Origin of the sequence: Streptomyces sp. NPDC102437 (genome assembly GCF_044765565.1) — a bacterium.
Classification (GTDB): domain Bacteria; phylum Actinomycetota; class Actinomycetes; order Streptomycetales; family Streptomycetaceae; genus Streptomyces.
The window spans coordinates 105720-126356 of the sequence record NZ_JBIWKI010000018.1; the positions used below are offsets into that span (position 1 = coordinate 105720).

19 protein-coding genes and 5 tRNA genes are annotated in these 20637 nt (G+C 69.1%); 10 read left to right on the plus strand and 14 right to left on the minus strand.

Going from position 1 to position 20637, the window contains the following annotated elements:
• Window positions 1-75: 75 nt before the first annotated feature.
• From ACIRJP_RS23395 to leuC, 4 genes are all read right to left on the minus strand, one after another.
• Window positions 76-738, minus strand: a complete 663-nt coding sequence (locus tag ACIRJP_RS23395; RefSeq protein ID WP_404177317.1) for an HU family DNA-binding protein — start codon at window positions 736-738, stop codon at window positions 76-78.
• Window positions 739-881: 143 nt separating this feature from the next.
• Window positions 882-1109, minus strand: a complete 228-nt coding sequence (locus tag ACIRJP_RS23400; RefSeq protein ID WP_072487271.1) for a hypothetical protein — start codon at window positions 1107-1109, stop codon at window positions 882-884.
• A 104-nt stretch (window positions 1110-1213) separates the two neighbouring features.
• The gene (gene leuD, locus ACIRJP_RS23405; protein WP_404177320.1) at window positions 1214-1807 is read right to left on the minus strand and encodes a 3-isopropylmalate dehydratase small subunit; all 594 of its coding nucleotides are present in this window, start codon (window positions 1805-1807) and stop codon (window positions 1214-1216) included.
• 5 nt (window positions 1808-1812) lie between these two features.
• Entirely contained in the window at window positions 1813-3237 is a 1425-nt protein-coding gene (leuC, locus tag ACIRJP_RS23410) for a 3-isopropylmalate dehydratase large subunit (protein ID WP_358949521.1), read from the minus strand.
• A 174-nt stretch (window positions 3238-3411) separates the two neighbouring features.
• Between leuC and ndgR the strand changes: the two genes are divergently transcribed.
• A complete protein-coding gene (ndgR, locus tag ACIRJP_RS23415; RefSeq protein ID WP_266729464.1) occupies window positions 3412-4128 on the plus strand; it encodes an IclR family transcriptional regulator NdgR in 717 nt (238 codons plus the stop codon).
• Window positions 4129-4185: 57 nt separating this feature from the next.
• On the opposite strand, the gene ACIRJP_RS23420 is transcribed toward ndgR, so the two are convergent.
• Window positions 4186-4683 (minus strand): DUF4188 domain-containing protein, encoded by a 498-nt coding sequence (locus ACIRJP_RS23420; protein ID WP_404177325.1) that lies wholly within the window; start codon window positions 4681-4683, stop codon window positions 4186-4188.
• Window positions 4684-4772: 89 nt separating this feature from the next.
• On the opposite strand from ACIRJP_RS23420, the gene ACIRJP_RS23425 reads away from it, so the two are divergent.
• On the plus strand, window positions 4773-5414 hold the full coding sequence (locus ACIRJP_RS23425) for a MerR family transcriptional regulator (RefSeq protein ID WP_404177328.1): 642 nt from the start codon (window positions 4773-4775) through the stop codon (window positions 5412-5414).
• An 84-nt stretch (window positions 5415-5498) separates the two neighbouring features.
• Here ACIRJP_RS23425 and ACIRJP_RS23430 read toward each other — a convergent pair.
• From ACIRJP_RS23430 to ACIRJP_RS23470, 9 genes are all read right to left on the minus strand, one after another.
• Window positions 5499-5571, minus strand: a tRNA-Glu gene (locus ACIRJP_RS23430).
• 26 nt (window positions 5572-5597) lie between these two features.
• Window positions 5598-5669: transfer RNA gene (locus tag ACIRJP_RS23435), tRNA-Gln, on the minus strand.
• A 12-nt stretch (window positions 5670-5681) separates the two neighbouring features.
• Window positions 5682-5754 (minus strand) — tRNA-Glu (locus ACIRJP_RS23440).
• Window positions 5755-5814: 60 nt separating this feature from the next.
• Window positions 5815-5887: transfer RNA gene (locus ACIRJP_RS23445), tRNA-Glu, on the minus strand.
• 25 nt (window positions 5888-5912) lie between these two features.
• A tRNA-Gln gene (locus ACIRJP_RS23450) sits at window positions 5913-5984 on the minus strand.
• An 87-nt stretch (window positions 5985-6071) separates the two neighbouring features.
• Window positions 6072-6791 carry an HAD family hydrolase gene (locus ACIRJP_RS23455; protein WP_404177331.1) on the minus strand — a complete coding sequence of 240 codons (720 nt, stop codon included), beginning with the start codon at window positions 6789-6791 and terminating at the stop codon, window positions 6072-6074.
• A 118-nt stretch (window positions 6792-6909) separates the two neighbouring features.
• Complete coding sequence (gltX, locus tag ACIRJP_RS23460; RefSeq protein WP_404177334.1) at window positions 6910-8382, minus strand: glutamate--tRNA ligase; 1473 nt, start codon at window positions 8380-8382, stop codon at window positions 6910-6912.
• Window positions 8375-9151: a fumarylacetoacetate hydrolase family protein gene (locus ACIRJP_RS23465; protein ID WP_266688366.1), complete on the minus strand. Its 777-nt coding sequence runs from the start codon at window positions 9149-9151 to the stop codon at window positions 8375-8377. The genes gltX and ACIRJP_RS23465 overlap by 8 nt, the downstream gene beginning before the upstream one ends.
• A 130-nt stretch (window positions 9152-9281) precedes the next feature.
• Complete coding sequence (locus tag ACIRJP_RS23470) at window positions 9282-9467, minus strand: hypothetical protein (protein WP_404177337.1); 186 nt, start codon at window positions 9465-9467, stop codon at window positions 9282-9284.
• Window positions 9468-10046: 579 nt separating this feature from the next.
• Between ACIRJP_RS23470 and ACIRJP_RS23475 the strand changes: the two genes are divergently transcribed.
• From ACIRJP_RS23475 to ACIRJP_RS23510, 8 genes are all read left to right on the plus strand, one after another.
• The gene (locus ACIRJP_RS23475; RefSeq protein ID WP_404177340.1) at window positions 10047-13787 is read left to right on the plus strand and encodes a nitrate- and nitrite sensing domain-containing protein; all 3741 of its coding nucleotides are present in this window, start codon (window positions 10047-10049) and stop codon (window positions 13785-13787) included.
• A gap of 9 nt (window positions 13788-13796) precedes the next feature.
• Window positions 13797-14210, plus strand: a complete 414-nt coding sequence (locus ACIRJP_RS23480) for a roadblock/LC7 domain-containing protein (RefSeq protein ID WP_259934900.1) — start codon at window positions 13797-13799, stop codon at window positions 14208-14210.
• Window positions 14211-14343: 133 nt separating this feature from the next.
• Window positions 14344-14751: a DUF742 domain-containing protein gene (locus ACIRJP_RS23485; RefSeq protein WP_030978706.1), complete on the plus strand. Its 408-nt coding sequence runs from the start codon at window positions 14344-14346 to the stop codon at window positions 14749-14751.
• The gene (locus ACIRJP_RS23490) at window positions 14732-15313 is read left to right on the plus strand and encodes an ATP/GTP-binding protein (RefSeq protein WP_072487286.1); all 582 of its coding nucleotides are present in this window, start codon (window positions 14732-14734) and stop codon (window positions 15311-15313) included. The genes ACIRJP_RS23485 and ACIRJP_RS23490 overlap by 20 nt, the downstream gene beginning before the upstream one ends.
• A gap of 347 nt (window positions 15314-15660) precedes the next feature.
• On the plus strand, window positions 15661-18864 hold the full coding sequence (locus ACIRJP_RS23495) for a nitrate- and nitrite sensing domain-containing protein (protein ID WP_404177344.1): 3204 nt from the start codon (window positions 15661-15663) through the stop codon (window positions 18862-18864).
• Window positions 18865-18874: 10 nt separating this feature from the next.
• Window positions 18875-19288 (plus strand): roadblock/LC7 domain-containing protein, encoded by a 414-nt coding sequence (locus ACIRJP_RS23500; RefSeq protein ID WP_006127847.1) that lies wholly within the window; start codon window positions 18875-18877, stop codon window positions 19286-19288.
• 89 nt (window positions 19289-19377) lie between these two features.
• Window positions 19378-20004, plus strand: a complete 627-nt coding sequence (locus ACIRJP_RS23505) for a DUF742 domain-containing protein (protein ID WP_404177347.1) — start codon at window positions 19378-19380, stop codon at window positions 20002-20004.
• A complete protein-coding gene (locus ACIRJP_RS23510; protein ID WP_014048542.1) occupies window positions 19985-20566 on the plus strand; it encodes an ATP/GTP-binding protein in 582 nt (193 codons plus the stop codon). The genes ACIRJP_RS23505 and ACIRJP_RS23510 overlap by 20 nt, the downstream gene beginning before the upstream one ends.
• Window positions 20567-20637 lie beyond the last annotated feature (71 nt).

The following is a 20637-nucleotide window of genomic DNA, read 5'->3' on the forward strand; positions in this document are numbered from 1 at the left end:
CCATGACAGCCCGCGGGCCGGGCTCCCCGAGGGGAGCCCGGCCCGGCGCGTGTGAGTAGCCTGCGCTGCTCGGTCTCACTTCTTCCGTGCAGTGGCCTTCTTCGCCGTGGTCTTGCGCGCCGTGGTCTTCTTCGCGGGCGCCTTCTTCGCCGTGGCCTTCTTCGCGGGCGCGGTCTTGCTGGTGGTGGCCTTCTTGGCCGCCGCCGTCGTCTTCTTCGCCGCCGTGGCGGTGGTCTTCTTCGCGGCCGCCGTGGTCTTCTTGGCCGCCGCCGTGGTCTTCTTCGCGGCCGCCGTGGTCTTCTTGGCCGCCGTGGTCTTCTTGACGGCGGTCTTCTTCGCCGTGGCCTTCTTGGCGGCGGCCTTCTTGGCTGCGGCCTTGGTCGTCGTCCGGGTGGAAGGACCGCCCGAGAGGCTGCCCTTGGGCGCCTTCTTCACGGACACTTCGCCGCCCTTGGGGAGCTTCTTCGAGCCGCTCACCAGGTCCTTGAAGCCCTGTCCCGCACGGAAGCGGGGAACCGAGGTCTTCTTGACCCGCACGCGCTCACCCGTCTGCGGGTTGCGGGCGTAGCGGGCCGGGCGGTCGACCTTCTCGAACGAGCCGAAGCCGGTGACCGAGACACGGTCTCCCGCGACAACCGCACGGACGATCGCGTCGAGTACCGCGTCGACGGCGTCGGCGGCCTGCTGGCGGCCTCCGACCTTGTCGGCAATCGCTTCTACGAGCTGCGCCTTGTTCACGTCTTCCCCTTCGGAGACATTGCCAGAACGAAAGTGTTCAAGCGTTTTCGCACGTTAGGCAGATATATACCGCAAATCAAACACGAAACGGGCTAATCACCCTAGTGCCGCAACGAAGTCGACCGCTGCGCAGTTCCGCAGAGTCAGTCACCTTCGGGGAATCGGCCCTCATCGAGGTCCTTCATCAACCGGTCCAGACGCCTTGCCGCATCCGGGAGATCGTGCTTAGCCGCGGCCGTGATGACCAACAGCTTCCGGGACAGCGCCATCCTTACGCCCTCCGGGACTTGCAGTGCGCGCACTCTTGTGTGCGCTTCCTTCAATCGGTCGGCGACTTGGCCGTAAAGCTTGAGTTGGCTGTCGCGTTCCATGCACCGATTGTGCCATCTGGGGCGAGTTGTCGCCCGACGGGGTCTCAACAAGCGACTGCGCCCCCTACCAGATGGTGGGGGGCGCAGTCCTGTAAACGCGCTGCTCAGGCGTTAATTGTACGCGGCTTGAAGGTCGGCCTTGCCGCCTCATAAGTCGCGATGTCCGCTTCGTTCTGAAGGGTGAGGCTGATGTCGTCCAGCCCGTTGAGCAGTCGCCAACGGGAGTTCTCGTCGAGCTCGAAGTCGGCGGTGATGCCTTCGGCGCGGACCTGGCGGGCCTCCAGGTCGACGGTGATCTCAGCCGTGGGGTCGGCCTCGGTCAGCTCCCAGAGCGCGTCGACCACCTTCTGGTCGAGCACGACGGTCAACAGCCCGTTCTTCAGCGAGTTACCGCGGAAGATGTCGGCGAACCGGGAGGAGACGACGGCCTTGAAGCCGTAGTTCTGCAGCGCCCACACGGCGTGCTCGCGGGACGATCCGGTGCCGAAGTCGGGGCCGGCCACCAGGACCGTGGCGCCCTTGCGCTCCGGGCGGTTGAGGACGAAGTTCTCGTCCTTGCGCCAGGCCTCGAAGAGCCCGTCCTCGAAACCGTCCCGTGTGACCTTCTTCAGCCAGTGGGCGGGAATGATCTGGTCGGTGTCGACGTTGCTGCGGCGCAGCGGAACGGCCCGGCCGGTGTGTGCGGTGAAAGCTTCCATGATTCTCAGACTCCGGCGGGCGTACGGACGTCGGACAGGTCGGCGGGCGAGGCCAGGTGGCCCAGCACGGCGGTGGCGGCGGCGACCTGCGGGGAGACCAGGTGCGTACGGCCGCCCTTGCCCTGCCGGCCCTCGAAGTTGCGGTTCGAGGTGGAGGCGGAGCGCTCGCCGGGGGCCAGCTGGTCGGGGTTCATGCCGAGGCACATCGAGCAGCCGGCGTGCCGCCATTCGGCGCCCGCGGCGGTGAAGACCTTGTCCAGGCCCTCCTCGACGGCCTGCAGGGCGACCCGGACGGAGCCCGGGACGACCAGCATCCGTACCCCGTCGGCGACTTTGCGGCCGTCCAGGATCGCGGCCGCGTTGCGCAGGTCCTCGATCCGGCCGTTGGTGCAGGAACCTACGAAGACGGTGTCCACGTTGATCTCGCGCAGCGGCTGCCCGGCGGTCAACCCCATGTATTCCAGGGCCTTTTCGGCGGCGTTGCGCTCCGAGGCGTCCTCGTACGAAGCAGGGTCGGGGACGTTGGCCGACAGGGGCGCGCCCTGGCCGGGATTGGTGCCCCAGGTGACGAACGGGGCCAGTTCGGCCGCCTCGATGACGACCTCGGCGTCGAAGACCGCGTCGTCGTCGGTGCGCAGCGTCTTCCAGTACGCGACGGCGGCGTCCCAGTCCTCGCCCTGCGGGGCGTGGTCGCGGCCCTTCAGGTACTCGAAGGTGGTCTCGTCCGGGGCGATCATGCCTGCCCGGGCGCCGGCCTCGATCGACATGTTGCAGATGGTCATCCGGGCTTCCATCGAGAGCTTCTCGATGGCGGAGCCGCGGTACTCCAGGATGTAGCCCTGGCCGCCGCCGGTGCCGATCCGGGCGATGATCGCGAGGATCAGGTCCTTGGCCGTGACACCGTCGGGCAGTTCGCCGTCGATGGTGATGGCCATGGTCTTCGGGCGGGCCAGCGGCAGCGTCTGGGTTGCCAGGACGTGCTCGACCTGGCTGGTGCCGATGCCGAACGCCAGCGCACCGAAGGCGCCGTGCGTGGAGGTGTGGGAGTCGCCGCAGACGACCGTGGTGCCGGGCTGGGTCAGGCCCAGCTGCGGGCCGACCACGTGCACAACGCCCTGCTCGACGTCGCCCAGGGGGTGCAGCCGTACGCCGAATTCCGCGCAGTTCTTGCGCAGGGTCTCCAACTGGGCGCGGGAGACCGGGTCGGCGATCGGCTTGTCGATGTCGAGGGTCGGGGTGTTGTGATCCTCGGTGGCGATGGTGAGATCGAGGCGCCGCACCCGGCGTCCGGCCTGCCGGAGGCCGTCGAAGGCCTGGGGGCTGGTCACCTCGTGCAGCAGGTGCAGATCGATGAAGAGGAGGTCGGGCTCACCTTCGGCGCGCCGGACGACGTGGTCGTCCCAGACCTTCTCCGCGAGTGTCCTACCCATCGCTTTCCCTCCGGCCGGCGTCTTCGCCGGCCCAACTAGAGATTCGGTGCGCCGCCGTCCGGACCCCCGTGCGGGGCGGTGGCTACGGGCCGTTGTGTGGCCGCCAGTACAGGTTCGCAACTTCCGCCGAATATTGAACTTGCGTTTCACAGAGTGAGACGGGAGTATCGTCGTATGGACAACTCTAGCGGCGTCGGCGTTCTCGACAAGGCGGCTCTGGTATTGAGCGCCCTGGAGTCCGGCCCGGCCACCCTCGCCGGGCTGGTCGCGGCGACCGGGCTCGCACGACCCACGGCCCATCGACTGGCCGTGGCACTGGAACACCACCGCCTGGTGGCGAGGGACATGCAGGGCCGTTTCATTCTCGGCCCCCGGCTGGCGGAGCTCGCCGCGGCGGCGGGCGAGGACCGCCTGCTGGCCACGGCCGGACCGGTGCTCACCCACCTCCGGGACATCACCGGCGAGAGCGCACAGCTCTATCGCCGGCAGGGCGACATGCGGATCTGCGTGGCGGCGGCGGAGCGGCTGTCCGGTCTGCGGGACACCGTGCCGGTCGGCTCCACGCTCACCATGAAGGCCGGCTCTTCGGCCCAGATCCTGATGGCCTGGGAGGAGCCGGAGCGCCTGCACCGCGGCCTCCAGGGCGCCCGCTTCACGGCGACGGCGCTCTCCGGCGTACGGCGCAGGGGCTGGGCCCAGTCGATCGGCGAGCGCGAGCCGGGGGTGGCCTCGGTCTCGGCCCCGGTGCGCGGCCCGTCGAACCGGGTGGTCGCCGCCGTCTCGGTCTCCGGTCCGATCGAGCGGCTGACCAGGCACCCCGGCCGGATGCACGCCCAGGCGGTCATCGACTCGGCAGCACGGCTCAGTGAGGCCCTGCGCCGCACCGGCTGACGCACCCGGCACATCCCCCCGGCCGCCCCAGCGTCGTGGCGGCCCCCTTCCAGCGCCTCACTTCGCGGTCGAACGGTGTGCCAGCCGGTCCGCCCCCCGACGACCGCGCGCCTCCAGCGGCAGCACCCCGGTCGCCCCGGCCAGTCCGTAGGCCGGCATGTCGGCGTAGATCGATTCGTAGCCGCCTTCGGGCACCATGTACGCCTCGTGCCACAGCCCCACGTGCTGCCGCGACTTCTTCTCCTTGCGGTTCATGATCGTCCAGGCCTTGCGGTGGAACATGTCGGGAGCGCTCGCGTACGCGTAGAGCTTCTCTCTCGACTCCCAGTACTGGACGACGCAGTACGTCCGCGGCGAGCCGCTCAACAGCGTGTACCCCAGCAGGCCGCGCCCCTTGTCCTTGCCCAACTCTCGCAGCATGCGAGGCATCGCCAGCAGCACGGGCAGCCAATGGTGCACGCCCCAGAAGTGGTTGATGCGCATCCCGATGAGCAGTACGACCACCTCCCCCTCGGCCCCGGCGGTGGTCCGTCCCGGTATCGGCTTCGCGAACAAGACTGCCCCTTCCCTCTTTGGAGAGTGGCACTATCCAATGGTTGGATAGTGCCACTGCCCAAGGGGTGGCGCAAGGGAAGGCACGGAACATGCGACTCTCGGAACTGAGCGAGCAGAGCGGTGTGAAGACCGCGACGATCAAGTACTACCTGCGCGAGGGGCTGCTGCACCCCGGCCACCGGGTCACCGCGACACAGGCCGAGTACGACGCGAGCCATCTGCGCCGACTGCGCCTGGTGAGGGCCCTGATCCAGGTGGGCCGCCTTCCCGTGGCCACGGCCCGCGAGGTCCTCTCCCACATCGACGACGAGTCCCTCGGCCGAACGATCCGGCTGGGCGCCGCACTGTGGTCGCTCCCGCACGGCCCGGATCCGGACGAGGAGGCGGCGGAGACAGCGGTCGCCCGCGAGGCCGTCGAGCTGCTGCTGGACCGGATCGGCTGGGCGACGTCGCAGGAGATAGGCCCCCTCTCCCCCGCACATCGCTCGCTGGTGTCGTCGGTGGCGACACTGATCCGCCTCGGCTACCCCTGTGACGTCGATTACCTCGCCGAGCAGGCCCGGCTGATGCACCAAGTCGCCGTCCAGGACCTGGACATGATGGAGACGCATCCCACGGAGTCGGAGCAGGTGGAGATGGCGGTCGCGTCGGCCGTACTCTACGAGCCGCTGCTGATGTCCCTGCGACGGATGGCCCAGGAGGAGGAGTCGGCCCGGCGCTACGGTCTCTGACGGTCCGAACGGCCCGAACGGGCCCTTCGAGCAAAGGCGAAGGCCCTCCACCGAAGTGAAGGGCCTTCGCCTTTCCTGCTGTTGTACCCCCGACCGGATTCGAACCGGCGCTACTGCCGTGAGAGGGCAGCGTGCTAGGCCGCTACACAACGGGGGCTTGATACTGCTTGTTGCATTTCTGCGCTGGGCTACCAGGACTCGAACCTAGAATGACGGTACCAGAAACCGTAGTGTTGCCAATTACACCATAGCCCATGGTGTTACAAGTACCCCCGACCGGATTCGAACCGGCGCTACTGCCGTGAGAGGGCAGCGTGCTAGGCCGCTACACAACGGGGGCCCTAGCGATCCTGCATCGAGAGCGTGGGTGCGACCCAGATGATCTCGCGGGAAGGATCTGTACCCCCGACCGGATTCGAACCGGCGCTACTGCCGTGAGAGGGCAGCGTGCTAGGCCGCTACACAACGGGGGCTTGTTACTACTTTTGCATTTCTGCGCTGGGCTACCAGGACTCGAACCTAGAATGACGGTACCAGAAACCGTAGTGTTGCCAATTACACCATAGCCCACTGGAACGCAACCCCTTGCGGGGTTTTTGCTCCGGTTGCGCTTCCCGTTCGGATCTTCCGTCCCGCTCGGGCGGCGCAGGAAGAACATTACCCGAAGGTGTCCGGCGCTCCAAAACGGGTATTGCCCGTCAGCAGATCAGGCAGCTGACCGAGCCCGCTGATACGGACCAGCTCGGGCCGTCCACCGCGTCCGCGCCGATCCAGCCAGATCCCCATCAGCCCGGCGGCGACCGCCCCGCCGGCGTCGATGTCGGGTTCGTCCCCCACATACGCGACCTCCCCCGGATCCAGCGCCAGCGCCTCGCAGCCGGCGTGGAAGGCCCCGGCCTCGGGCTTGGAGATGCCGAGCTCGACCGCACACACCACGGCCTCGAACCGGTCTCGCACACCGAGTCTGCGCAGCTTCCGGTCCTGGTTCTGGATGCTGGAGTTCGACAGCACCGCGTGCCGGAACCCCTCCGCGAGCAGCTCCAGGGCGGGCAGCACGTCCGGGAAGAGCGACCATGCGGCCTCGTAGTGAGTCACGTGGCGAGCGAACCATTCGTCGGCCTCGGCATCGTCGAGCGCCCGCGTGAGGAACGCCCTGACCCGGTCCCGGCGCTGCCCCTGGAAGTCCGTCTCCCCGGCGGCGAACCGCGCCCAGTGCACGTCGGTCAGCTCCCGCCACGCGACGAGGGCCTGCTCGACGTTCCCGTATCCGTCGGGCAGGCCCTCCTGTTCGAGGTGCTTGCGCATGCCGAAGCGGTCGGCGTGGGTGTAGTCGAAGATCGTGTCGTCGATGTCCCAGAGAACCGCGCGGATGACCATGCGGCCAGGCTAGCGGTCACGTACCGGGCACGGGAGGGCTTCGCGCGGGCCCCGGGAACACCCGAGGGGGCGGCCGCCGGATGAACCGGTGGCCGCCCCCTCGGGCGTCGTACGGGCGTTACGCGGCCAGCTTCGCCAGCGCCGCGTCGATGCGGGCGATCGTCTTCTCGCGGCCGAGGATCTCCAGGGACTCGAAGAGCGGCAGGCCGATGGTGCGGCCGGTGACCGCCACGCGGACCGGGGCCTGGGCCTTGCCGAGCTTCAGGCCGTGCTCCTCGCCCGCGGTGAGGATGGCGTTCTTCAGCGCGTCGGCGTTCCACTCGGCGTCGGCCAGCTTGGCGCGGGCCGTGGTCAGGAGGGCGTCGGAGCCCTCCTTCATCGCCTTGTTCCAGGACGCCTCGTCCGTCGCCGGCTCGTCGAGGAAGAGGAAGTCGACGTTGGCCGTGATGTCCGAGAGGACCGTGACGCGGGTCTGGGCGTGCGGAGCGATCTCCGCGAACTGCTCCGCGTCGAAGGACTCCGGGGCCCACGGGGCGAACGGGGCCTTCAGCCAGGGGCCGCATGCCTCGGTGAACGCCTTCACGTCCATCTTGCGGATGTGCTCGGCGTTGATGTGCTCGCACTTCTTCAGGTCGAAGCGCGCCGGGTTGGCGTTGACGTCCCCGATGTCGAACGCGGCCACCATCTCGTCGATGGAGAAGATGTCGCGGTCCTCGGCGATGGACCAGCCCAGCAGGGAGAGGTAGTTGAGCAGCCCCTCGGGCAGGAAGCCGCGCTCGCGGTAGAGGTTGAGCGAGGCCTGCGGGTCGCGCTTGGAGAGCTTCTTGTTGCCCTCGCCCATGACGTACGGCAGGTGGCCGAAGGCCGGGGTGTCCTTGGCGATGCCCAGCTCGATGAGCGCCTTGTAGAGGGCGAGCTGGCGCGGGGTGGAGGAGAGCAGGTCCTCGCCGCGCAGGACGTGGGTGATCTCCATCAGCGCGTCGTCGACCGGGTTGACCAGCGTGTAGAGCGGGGCGCCGTTGGCGCGGACGATGCCGTAGTCCGGCACGTTCTCCGGCTGGAAGGTCAGCTCGCCGCGGACCAGGTCGTTGAAGGTGAGCGCCTCGTCGGGCATCCGGAAGCGGACGATGGAGGTGCGGCCCTCGGCCTCGTAGGCGGCGATCTGCTCGGCGCTCAGCTCGCGGCAGTGGCCGTCGTAGCCGGACGGCTTGCCGGCGGCGCGGGCGGCGTCGCGGCGGGCGTCGAGCTCCTCGGTGGTGCAGTAGCAGTGGTACGCGTACCCGCCCGCGAGGAGCTTTTCGGCGACGTCCTTGTAGATGTCCATCCGCTGCGACTGGCGGTACGGGGCGTGCGGGCCGCCGACCTCGGGGCCCTCGTCCCAGTCGAAGCCGAGCCAGCGCATGGACTCCAGGAGCTGGTTGTAGGAGTCCTCGGAGTCGCGGGCCGCGTCCGTGTCCTCGATACGGAAGACCAGGGTGCCGCCGTGGTGCCGGGCGAAGGCCCAGTTGAACAGGGCGGTGCGGACCAGGCCCACGTGGGGGTTGCCGGTCGGGGAGGGACAGAAACGTACACGGACAGGTGCGTTAACCACGCTTGATCACCTTGTTGGTGAGAGTGCCGATGCCTTCGATGGTGACGGCGACCTCGTCGCCGACATGGAGGGGTCCGACCCCTGCGGGAGTGCCCGTGAGGATCACATCGCCCGGGAGCAGCGTCATGGCTTCCGTGATGTGGACGACCAGATCCTCGATCGAGCGGATCATGTCGCTCGTACGGCCGAGTTGCCGTTGCTCTCCGTTGACCGTCGCCTGAATGGTGAGGTCGTGGGGGTCGAGGTCGGTCTCCACCCAGGGGCCGAGCGGGCAGGACGTGTCGAAGCCCTTGGCACGGGCCCACTGCTTCTCGCGCTTCTGGGCGTCGCGGGCGGTGACGTCATTGGCGCAGGTGTAGCCGAAGATGACGTCCTTGACCCGCTCGCGCGGAACTTCCCGGCACATGCGGCCGATGACCACGGCCAGTTCGGCCTCGTGGTGGAGTTCGTCGGAGAAGGAGGGGTACTCGATGGCGTCGCCGGAGCCGATCACCGAGGTGGTGGGCTTGAAGAAGGCGACGGGTACGTCCGGTACCTCGTTGCCCAGCTCCTTGGCGTGCTCCGCGTAGTTGCGGCCGATGGCCACGACCTTGTTGGGGAGCACGGGCGGCAGGAGGCGGACCTTGCTCAGCGGGACCTTGGTACCGGAGAGCTCGAACTCGGCGTACGGGATGCCCTTGATGATGTCGAGGACGAGACCATCGGGCCCCTCGCCCTCGACGGCGCCGAAGGCGACATTGCCGTCGATGGAGAACCTGGCGATGCGCACGGGATGCTGTCGCCCCTCACTTGCTGGCTGAAGACTGACGCTCCAGGCTAACGCGTCGCCCGTCGGGAACCGCTCCGATTACCGGGCGGCGCGGGTGACCCGACAGGCTCCGAGGGGGACGGCGTCCGCGCTACTTGGCGACGGCGGTGACCGGGGCGACCATGAGGACGGTGCGCCGGGGGTTGGCCGTCTGGGTGGGCAGGTCCACGGCGTGCTCCGGCTGCTCCGGCGTGCGCGGCCCGTCGGCGCCGTCGAGGTGCGCCAGCGTGGTGCGCCGGGGGTTGGCAATGTTGCGGAACATCATCGTCGTCTTCATCTGCCGTTCGGACCCTGTCGGTACGGGCGCCGCCCGGAGGGGCGCCGGTTGTCGGATTTGCCATCCCTGTAAAGGGTCAGGCTAAACATCCGATTCCCTCCGGAAGCCCGGAAGAGACGACGATCATCATGTGAGTTTGCTCACGAACTGACAGACAATTCCCCCATTCCAGGCGGCCCGGCACGTCGCCAGAAACGGACATTACGTAACTGAATCAGCTATTCCGCTCCTGATCATGTCGACTGGGACACCTCTTACTCTTCGTCGATTCGCCGGTAATCGTCCGCTTTATCCATGATCACCCTCCACGGTTTGTTACTCAGTCATCACAACGCGTCACCCAGGTCACAGCCCGGCACGGGGCCCTTGTTGGAGATCCGGCACTGTGCTGGAATTCCACGCACCGCCGCGGGTTTCAAGCCGGCGCGCAGGGGGCGCAACGGAGCGCCGAGTGGCGGCGGGAAGGGGAAGGACGCCGGTCACTCACGACCACCATGGGGCGGGTACAACGCCCCACGACGCCGACACCGTCCGACCGCCCAGCGCGGGGGGACGCCTGGTCCAGAGGTTGCGACGCTAGTGCAGGGACGTTTCAAGAGGGATGGCAGCGCTGCGGCGGAGCAGGAGCCGCGCGGCGGGACCGACCGCGGCTCCTCGGCCCAGCACGCCCAGAACCCCGGGCCTGCCGCGGCCGGCGGCAGCGGCGACCGTGCTCAGCGACCCGGTGCCGCGGCGAACGGTGACGTCGATCCGATCTCTTCACTCAAGTCCCGGGAGCCCGTCAGCACCGGCTCGCGACTCGCGCTTCGCAACTGGCGCATCAGCACCCGTCTGGTCTCCCTGCTCGCCCTTCCCGTGGTCGCCGCGACCACGCTGGGTGGTCTGCGGATCAACGAGTCCATGAACGACATCCAGCAGCTGGATCACATGCAGCTGCTGACGAACATGACGAAGCAGGCGACGGCGCTCGCCCAGGCGCTCCAGCAGGAGCGCGACGAGTCGGCCGGTCCGCTGTCCAATGGGGGGAAGGCCGACGACTTCAAGGTCACTGTTCCCCGCAAGAAGACCGACCGGGCGAAGACCGCCTTCCTCGACGCGACCACCTCGATCGGCGACCCCTCCGGCGACGAGGCCCTCGAAGGCATCTTCGCCAGCGTCAACCAGATCGCGAGCCAGCTCTCCACGATCCGTGACATCCGCAAGGCCGCGTACATCGAGGGCAGTCCGAGTCTTCAGACCGTCGACCAGTACAGCCAGCTGATCACCTCGCTGCTGAGCCTCTCGCAGGACATGGCGCAGGCGACCAGCAACTCGGAGATGATCAAGCGGACCCGGGCGCTGGCGGCCTTCTCCTCCGCCAAGGAGTACGCCTCGATCCAGCGCGCGATCATCGCCGCGGCCCTGCCCGGCGGGAACAACAAGCAGCCGCACCTCGACGAGAACGACAAGCAGTTCGGCCAGGGCGCGCTGCGCAAGGAGCGATCGGCGCTCAACACCTTCAAGGCCGTGTACAAGGCGACCGGCAACAACGCCGACGAGCTGACCGCCACGCTGGACGAGGGCAACCCCGAGATCAAGGCCGCCGACTCCTACGCCAGGAAGGTGCTGGACAGTCCCCAGGGCATGTCCGGCACCGTGCGGCGTTCCTACCTGGACTGGTACGACCAGAGCTCGACCAAGATCCAGGCTATGAAGACCATCGAGGAGACCCTCCTCAGCGACATGGAGAGCAAGGCCCGCGAGCTTCGCGACGAGTCGAAGCGTGAAGCGATCATCAGCGGTGCGCTCATCCTGCTGGTGCTCGGCGTCTCGCTGGTCGGTGCCTTCGTCGTCGCCCGGTCGATGATCCGTTCGCTGCGGCGGCTGCAGGACACGGCCACCCGCGTCGCCCAGGACCGCCTGCCCGAGCTCGTCAAGCAGCTCTCCGAGGCCGACCCGCAGGACGTGGACACCTCGGTCGAGTCCGTCGGTCTGCACTCCCGGGACGAGATCGGCCAGGTGGCCGCGGCCTTCGACGACGTGCACCGCGAGGCCGTCCGTCTCGCCGCCGAGCAGGCCCTGCTCCGGGGCAACGTCAACGCGATGTTCACCAACCTCTCGCGCCGCAGCCAGGGCCTCATCCAGCGTCAGCTCTCGCTCATCTCCGAACTGGAGTCGCGCGAGGCCGACCCGGACCAGCTCTCCTCGCTCTTCAAGCTCGACCACCTCGCGACCCGTATGCGCCGTAACGGCGAGAACCTCCTCGTCCTCGCGGGCGAGGAGCCGGGCCGCCGGTGGACCCGCCCCGTCCCGCTGGTCGACGTGCTCCGTGCCGCCGCCTCCGAGGTGGAGCAGTACGAGCGCATCGAACTGGCCGCGGTGCCCGCCACCGAGGTCGCCGGCCGCGTGGTCAACGACCTCGTGCACCTGCTCGCCGAGCTGCTGGAGAACGCCACGTCGTTCTCCTCGCCCCAGACCAAGGTCCGGGTCACCGGTCACGCGCTGCCCGACGGGCGGGTGCTGGTCGAGATCCACGACACCGGCATCGGCCTCTCCCCCGAGGATCTCGCCGCGATCAACGAGCGGCTCGCCTCGCCGCCCACCGTGGACGTCTCGGTCTCCCGCCGCATGGGTCTGTTCGTGGTCGGCCGGCTGTCCCTGCGTCACGGCATCCGGATCCAGCTGCGTCCCTCCGACTCCGGCGGCACGACCGCGCTGGTCATGCTGCCCGTCGATGTCGCGCACGGCGGCAAGCAGCCGGCTCCCAAGCAGGCTCCCGGACAGCAGTCCGGCGCCCCGGGCGGTCTGCTCGGCGGTGGCCCGGCGGGCGCGGGCAACGCCTCCCGTCCCGGCCTCGGCGGCCCCGCCTCGGGCCCGGCGGGCCGTCTCGCCTCGGGTCCCGGCGCCTCGCGCGGTCAGGTCGGTGCGGGCTCCGCGCCGCGTGCCGCGCTGCCCTCGCGCGACGGCGGCCCCCGCCACCAGTCGGGCCAGCCGAACCAGTCGGGCCAGCAGAACGCCGGGTTCCAGTCCGCCGGGCTGTCCGGCACCGGGCCGCAGGACGTCTCCCGCCCGGAGCCGCAGCGTCAGGGCGGCGGCCTCGCCGGCGCCTTCGGCAACGGTGCCCGCCTCGGCGCCCGCGGCCAGGGCGACGGACCGGGCCGTACGGACTCGGGCCGTCCCGACCTGTTCGGCCAGAACCGCCAGGGTTCGGACCGTCAGGACCAGAACCGCCAGGGCCAGGACCAGAACGGCCCGCAGGGCCGCCCGAACGGTCCCTCCCCGTGGCAGCCGTCCCAGCCGCAGCAGGCCCGGCAGAACCCGGCCGGCCAGGACGGCCCCGGCCGTCAACTGCCCCCGGTCGGCGGCCCCCGTGCCGAACTGCCCGGCGGCAATCCGCAGCCGCAGCGTCCGCAGACCACCAGCTGGGGCACCGAGGAGCCGTCCGCGCCGCAGCACACTCCGCTGGACGCCCCGCGCGGTCACGAGGACCCCGAGTCCACCGGCCAGTTCCAGGGGCCGATGAACCCGCCGCTCACGCCGCGGGCACCCATCGACGACCGGCAGGGCCCCGGCTCCACCGCCGAGTTCGCCCGCCCGGACTTCTCGGCCCCGGCCCCGCAGCCCTACGGCTCGCAGAACACGTCCGCGCAGGACCCGGCGAGCACCGCGCAGTTCGCCCGCCCCGACTTCGGCCAGCCGCAGCCCGCACGGGCGCAGGACCAGGGCCTGCCGGCCCCGCGCCGTCGCGGCCCGGAGGACGAGGACTTCGGTGCCCCGCGGACGCCCGCCGGTGACGCGCAGTACCGTCCGGTCCTGCCTGCGCAGCCGCAGCCCGAGGCGCTGCCTCCGGCGGCCGGCCCCGGGGACGGCCGTACCCCGCTGTACGACACCCTGGAGACGAACTGGTTCCACGGCCCGCAGCAGGGCGGCCAGCAGCCGCCCGCCGAGCCGCAGGCGCCCGCGTCCCTCCCCCAGCGGCCGACCGGCCCGGACTCTCCCGCGGCGCCTCGCCGCGACGGAGGCGACCCGGGCGGCACCACAAGTTCCTGGCGCCCTTCGCCGAACGACGAACTCGTACGGCAGGCGGAGCGGGTCAAGAAGCCCGCGGCAGGCGGAGTCACCACCTCCGGACTGCCGCGCCGAGTGCCTCGCGCCAACCTGGTGCCGGGCACGGCACAGCAGCAGAACCATCAGTCCGGTCCTCAGGTGTCACGCGCCCCCGACGATGTACGTGGGCGGTTGACCAATCTCCGCCGGGGCATCCAGCAAGGGCGGCAGGCCAACAACAGCCAGTCGACCGGCAGTTTCCCACTCGGCCCCACTCACCAGCAGGAGCGTTAGTTGAGCCCGATGAGTCAGGCCGCGCAGAATCTGAACTGGTTGATCACCAACTTCGTGGACAACACCCCCGGGGTGTCCCACACGGTGGTGGTCTCCGCCGACGGACTCCTGCTGGCCATGTCCGAGGGATTCCCCCGTGACCGCGCCGACCAGCTGGCGGCCGTCGCCTCCGGACTGACCTCGCTGACCGCGGGTGCCTCCCGGATCTTCGAAGGCGGCGCCGTCAGCCAGACCGTGGTGGAGATGGAACGCGGGTTCCTCTTCCTGATGTCCATCTCCGACGGCTCCTCACTGGCCGTTCTCGCCCACCCGGACGCCGACATCGGTCTGGTCGGGTACGAGATGGCTCTGCTGGTCGACCGTGCGGGCAGCGTCCTCACCCCCGACCTCCGTGCCGAACTCCAGGGCAGCCTGCTCCACTAGGCGGCCATGGATCGATGACAGACTCGATTGCCCCAGGTAATGCCCATATCCCTCACCCGTCAGGCCGCTTAGAGCCCCCCACCGGCCCCTTCAGACGGCAAGCCGACGTACTGCTGTCACGCCCGGAGGATTCATGACCCCGCCACCCGCCTCACCCGATCCGTACGGCGCACTGCACCATGCGTCGTACGAAGGTGAAGGCGACCAGCCACTGGTCCGCCCGTACGCCATGACCGGTGGCCGGACCCGGCCCCGCTATCAGCTCGCCATAGAGGCACTGGTCTCGACCACGGCCGACCCCGCGCATCTGGGAACCCTGCTCCCCGAGCACCAGCGGATCTGCCACCTCTGCCGTGAGGTGAAGTCGGTGGCCGAGGTGTCGGCGCTGCTGTCGATGCCGCTCGGTGTGGCCCGGATTCTCGTCGCGGACCTGGCGGAAGCCGGCATGGTGGCCATCCACCAGCCGGGCAATGGAGAGGCCGGCGGCGCGCCGGATGTGACACTGCTCGAAAGGGTGCTCAGTGGACTTCGCAAGCTCTAGCGGCGGTGCGGCCCGTGCCACCACCTCGGCGAAGATCGTGGTGGCAGGGGGCTTCGGCGTGGGTAAGACCACGTTCGTCGGTGCCGTCTCGGAGATCAACCCGTTGCGTACGGAGGCCGTGATGACGTCCGCGTCCGCGGGCATCGACGACCTGACGCACACCGGGGGCAAGACGACGACGACCGTCGCCATGGACTTCGGTCGTATCACCCTGGACCAGGACCTGATCCTGTACCTCTTCGGTACGCCCGGTCAGGACCGCTTCTGGTTCATGTGGGACGACCTGGTCCGCGGCGCCATCGGCGCCGTCGTCCTCGTCGACACCCGCCGCCTCGCCGACTGCTTCCCCGCCGTCGACTACTTCGAGAACAGCGGCCTCCCGTTCGTCATCGCCCTCAACGGCTTCGACGGACACCAGCCCTACACCCCCGACGAGGTCCGCGAGGCCCTCCAGATCGGCCCGGACACGCCGATCATCACGACGGACGCGCGGCACCGCGCGGACGCCAAGAGCGGTCTGATCACGCTCGTGGAACACGCCCTCATGGCCCGGCTCAAGTAGTCACAAGTCGGTATTGCCATACGGTAGTTACCGTAGTCGGACGGGGGTGGACTGTGTCCTTTGACACGATCCACCTCCGTATTCATAACGTTTCGAAAGAGAATTACCCCGCGTTCGACACCCGACGCATCCGAACGGTGCCACTGCGCTCACATGAGCCCCGCCTTTTGGCGGGGCTCGTTCTTTATGCCCGTTTTATCTGAGGCTTGCGCCACTCGGAATGACAGATTCCGACTGTTTGGAAGGCGACCGGTCGCCGTGCTGGAATTCGTCGAACTCCCGAGTAGTACGGCCCTGAACGAAATACGGCACAACGTAGGTGCCGACGCCGAGAGGTTGTTGGTCGAGTGAGGCGAAGCAACGCGGACTCCACGGCGCGGGAGCGGGGCAACTTCACCCCGCCACCGCGCGCTGCGGCGTCCTCCGCGGAGGCGTCCGACGCAACGGGGCCCGGTGGCAGCACGAGTCGGCTGTCGCCGCGCAACTGGCGCGTACCCACCCGGCTGAACGCGATTCTCCTGATCCCCGTCCTGGTCGGCCTGGTCATGGGCGGATTCCAGGTGAAGGGGTCGATCGACACCTGGCGCGAGGCACAGGACGCCGAGAAGACCGCGCTCATCGTGCGCGCGGCCGCCGAGTACGGCCAGGCGCTGCTCAACGAGCGTGACCTCTCCGCCCAGCCCCTGCTGTCCAACAAGCGGGACGCCGGCATCATCACGGAGGTCCGGGCCACCACCGACGCCGCCGCGGAGAAGTTCGACGCGGCCGTGAAGGACATGCCGAAGAAGCAGGGCCTGGAGCGACGCCTTCAGCTGTTCCAGCTGGAGGAGCCCACCCTTCCCGAGCTGCGCAAGGCCGCCTTCGCCGAGGGCATGGACCCGGTGAAGACGGAGGAGGGCTACGTCAAGGTCCAGCACTCTCTGATGGAGTTCAGCAACGAGCTGGGTCTGGGCACCGGCAACATCACCGCCTACGGCCGTACGGTCTACGCGATCGAGCTCGCCAAGGCTGCAGAATCGCTTCAGCGCTCCATCGGCATGCACCTCCTGGTGCGTCCGAGTCAGGAGAGCGCCAAGTTCGACGCCCAGGTCAAGGCCTTCGGCTCGTACAACTACCTGGAGCAGATCGCGCTCGGCGAGTTCAACTCCGGCGGCACCGAGGCCGACGCGGCCCGGCTGAAGCAGGTCATGGTCGCCAAGGCCGAAGAGGGCGCGAAGGACCTGAAGCAGGCCAAGGAGGAGGCCGACGCCGCGGGGACCCCGTTCGTCGCCCCGCCGAGCATCGACGGCTCGGTCTTCGACGGCATGGCCCAGCAGATCGGCCAGGGCAAATCGCCCGAGAAGCTGGCCGCGAAGGGCATCACGCCGGAGACCTGGATGGCGGCCGCCACCGCCAAGTTCGACGGCTACACCACGGTCGAGGACGAGCTCGTCGACAAGGCGGTGACCGAGGCCGCGGACATCTCGTCCAGCGCCAAGAACGACGCCGTCATCAACGCCGCCGTCGTGGTCGTCGCCCTGCTGGCCGCCTTCGTCCTGGCCGGACTCATGGCCCGGCAGATGAGCCGCTCGATGCGCCAACTGCGTACCGCCGCCTTCGGGATAGCCGAGCAGCGGCTGCCGATGCTGGTCGACCAGCTCTCCCGGGCCGAACCGGGCCGGGTCGACACCCGCGTCCAGCCGATCCCGATCCACAGCCACGACGAGATCGGCGAGGTCGCCCGCGCCTTCGACCAGGTGCACCGCGAGGCGGTCCGGCTGGCGGCCGAGCAGGCCATGCTCCGGGGCAACGTCAACGCGATCTTCACCAATCTCTCGCGCCGCAACCAGTCGCTGATCGAGGGCCAGCTGACCCTCATCACCGACCTGGAGAACAACGAGGCCGACCCGGACCAGCTGGAGAACCTCTTCCGGCTGGACCACCTGGCCACCCGTATGCGCCGCAACGGCGAGAACCTCCTGGTCCTTGCCGGCGAAGAGCCCGGCCGCCGCTGGAACCAGCCGGTCCCGCTGGTCGACGTGCTCCGGGCCGCCGCCTCCGAGGTGGAGTCGTACGAGCGCATCGAGCTCGCCGGGGTACCCGAGACCGAGATCCACGGCCAGTCGGTCACCGACCTCGTGCACCTGCTGGCCGAGCTGCTGGAGAACGCCACCACGTTCTCCTCGCCGCAGACCAAGGTGCGGGTCACCGCGACCCGGCTGCCCGACAGCCGTGTGATGATCGAGATCCACGACAAGGGCATCGGGCTCACCGCCGAGGACTTCGCCGACATCAACCACAAGCTGGCCAACCCGCCGACCGTGGACGCCGCGGTGTCGCAGCGGATGGGTCTGTTCGTGGTCGGCCGGCTCTCCGACCGGCACGGCATCCGGGTCCAGCTGCGCCCCTCGGGCGAGCAGGCCGGAACCACCTCGCTGGTCATGCTGCCGGACGCGATCACCCACGGCGGCGGCGGCGAACCGTCCGCCGCGACGGACGACTTCACCGTCTCCTCGATCATTCCGGAGCAGCAGAGCTTCGAACAGCAGCCGTCCCAGCCGCACATGCGCACGGCGGCGGAGCTCGGCTTCGACGACTCGCGCTACGAGCAGCCCTCGGCGGACCCGGCGCAGCTGGACCCGGTGGGCCGTTCGCTGATGCGTGAGGAGCGCCGGGCGGCGCTGGAGGCGCAGACGGCGGGCGAGCACCAGCAGTTCCCGCAGGAACAGTACGCCGACAACCAGTACGGGGACGGCGGGTACGCCGGGAACGGCTACGCCCAGGAGCCGCAGCAGGAGCAGTACGAGCAGGCTCCCCAGCAGCTCCCGCAGCAAGGCCGGTACGAGCAGACTCCGTACCGGGGCAGCTACGAGCCCTACCAGGCCGACGCGGGCCTCGCCCAGCAGCCCGGCCAGGGTCTGCCCGGTGGTTATGCGGAAGGCGGGTACGCGGCCGCTGAGGCCCCGCAGCCGTCCTACGAGGAGCAGTTCGCTCCCCAGCCCCACCAGGACGACTGGCCGGATCAGGGCGCCTATCAGGGTGCGTACGAGCCTTCGGCGCCGACGGAAGCGGAATCCTTCCCGAGCGCTCCCGCAGAGCCGCAGGAGCGCGTAGGCTTCGACCGTCCGGGCCCCACGCCCGACTCCGGTCCCGAGCTGACCGAAGCCGGTCTGCCGCGTCGGGGCGGTCAGCAGCACTGGCAGCCCACCGGCCGCGGCAACGGTCGGCCCGTCGCCGCGCAGCAGCAGCGGGAGGAACCGCCGCAGCAGGAGCCCGCGCAGGCGGGCGCGGACGGCTCCGACGACTGGCGCTCGGCCAACGACGAGCGCTGGGAGCGGGCCGAGAAGCTCCGGGAGCCGAAGGCGGGCGGGATCACCCCGTCCGGACTCCCCCGGCGGGTGCCCAAGGCCAACCTGGTCGAGGGCACGGCCGAGCAGACCTTGCAGGGCGGCCCCCAGGTTTCCCGTGCTCCCGAGGACGTCCGCGGCAGGTTGAGCAACCTGCGGCGGGGCGTGCTGCGGGGACGCAGCGCGGGTTCGGACGACAGTAATACCTACAACCAGGAGCGTTAGTGTGAGCCCGATGAGCCAGGCGGCGCAGAATCTGAACTGGTTGATCACCAACTTCGTGGACAACACCCCCGGGGTGTCCCACACGGTGGTGGTCTCCGCCGACGGACTCCTGCTGGCCATGTCCGAGGGATTCCCCCGTGACCGCGCCGACCAGCTGGCGGCCGTCGCCTCCGGGCTGACCTCGCTGACCGCGGGTGCTTCGCGGATCTTCGAGGGCGGCGCGGTGAATCAGACAGTTGTGGAGATGGAGCGCGGATTCCTCTTCATCATGTCCATTTCCGACGGATCTTCACTTGCCGTTCTCGCACATCCGGACGCCGATATCGGTCTGGTTGGGTACGAAATGGCACTTCTCGTCGACCGTGCGGGCAGTGTCCTCACCCCGGACCTCCGTGCTGAACTGCAGGGAAGTCTTCTTAACTAATAGACAGACAGTGCGTTTCGCGCCACCGGGCCATAAGGTGCGTTGGCGCGGACCCACTGGGATCGGGACCGGTAGTCGGAGGAGGAATCGTGGACACACCCCAGGGCGGACACCCGTACAACGGTGGCCGACAGGTACCGGGTGAGCACGGGGACAACCGATTCAACTTCCCCTCCACACCCAGCGGACACGGCGCCCAGCAGCCTTACCGGCCCTATCAGCAGCAGCCGCAGCAGCCCCCGCGGCCGCCGCACGACGCCCAGCAGGGTTCCGGGTGGCCCACGCAGCGTCCGTTCCGCTACGACTCGCCCCAGGCGCCCCGTATCCAGCCGGTACAGCCGCGGCAGACCCCCGAGCCTGCCGCGGCCGCCGCGCACAATCCGCTGGTTCGTCCGTACGCCATGACCGGCGGCCGGACCCGACCGCGCTACCAACTCGCCATTGAGGCGTTGGTCAGTACCACGGCTGATCCGTCCCGGCTGCAAGGGCAGTTGCCCGAGCACCAGCGGATCTGCCGGCTGTGCTTCGAGATCAAGTCGGTCGCCGAGATTTCGGCACTGCTCTCGATCCCGCTCGGCGTTGCCCGGATCCTCGTAGCCGACCTGGCAGAGGCCGGACTCGTCGCTATCCATCAGCCCGGCGGCGACGAGTCCGCCGGCGGCCAGCCAGATGTGACACTGCTCGAAAGGGTGCTCAGTGGACTTCGCAAGCTCTAGCGGCGGAGCAGCCCGCTCCACTACCTCGGCGAAGATCGTGGTGGCAGGGGGCTTCGGCGTGGGTAAGACCACGTTCGTCGGTGCCGTCTCGGAGATCAATCCGCTGCGCACCGAAGCCGTGATGACGTCCGCGTCCGCGGGCATCGACGACCTGACGCACACCGGGGACAAGACCACCACGACGGTGGCGATGGACTTCGGTCGTATCACCCTGGACCAGGACCTGATCCTGTACCTCTTCGGTACGCCCGGTCAGGACCGCTTCTGGTTCATGTGGGACGACCTGGTCCGCGGCGCCATCGGCGCCGTCGTCCTCGTCGACACCCGCCGCCTCGCCGACTGCTTCCCCGCCGTCGACTACTTCGAGAACAGCGGCCTCCCGTTCGTCATCGCCCTCAACGGCTTCGACGGACACCAGCCCTACACCCCCGACGAGGTCCGCGAGGCCCTCCAGATCGGCCCGGACACGCCGATCCTGACGACGGACGCGCGGCACCGCGCGGACGCCAAGAGTGCGCTGATCACGCTCGTGGAGCACGCCCTCATGGCGCGCCTGCGGTAGGGCCCACGGTCCGGACATACGAAAAGGGCCCCGCACTCCCCAAGGAGTGCTGGGCCCTTTCGCGCGTGGTG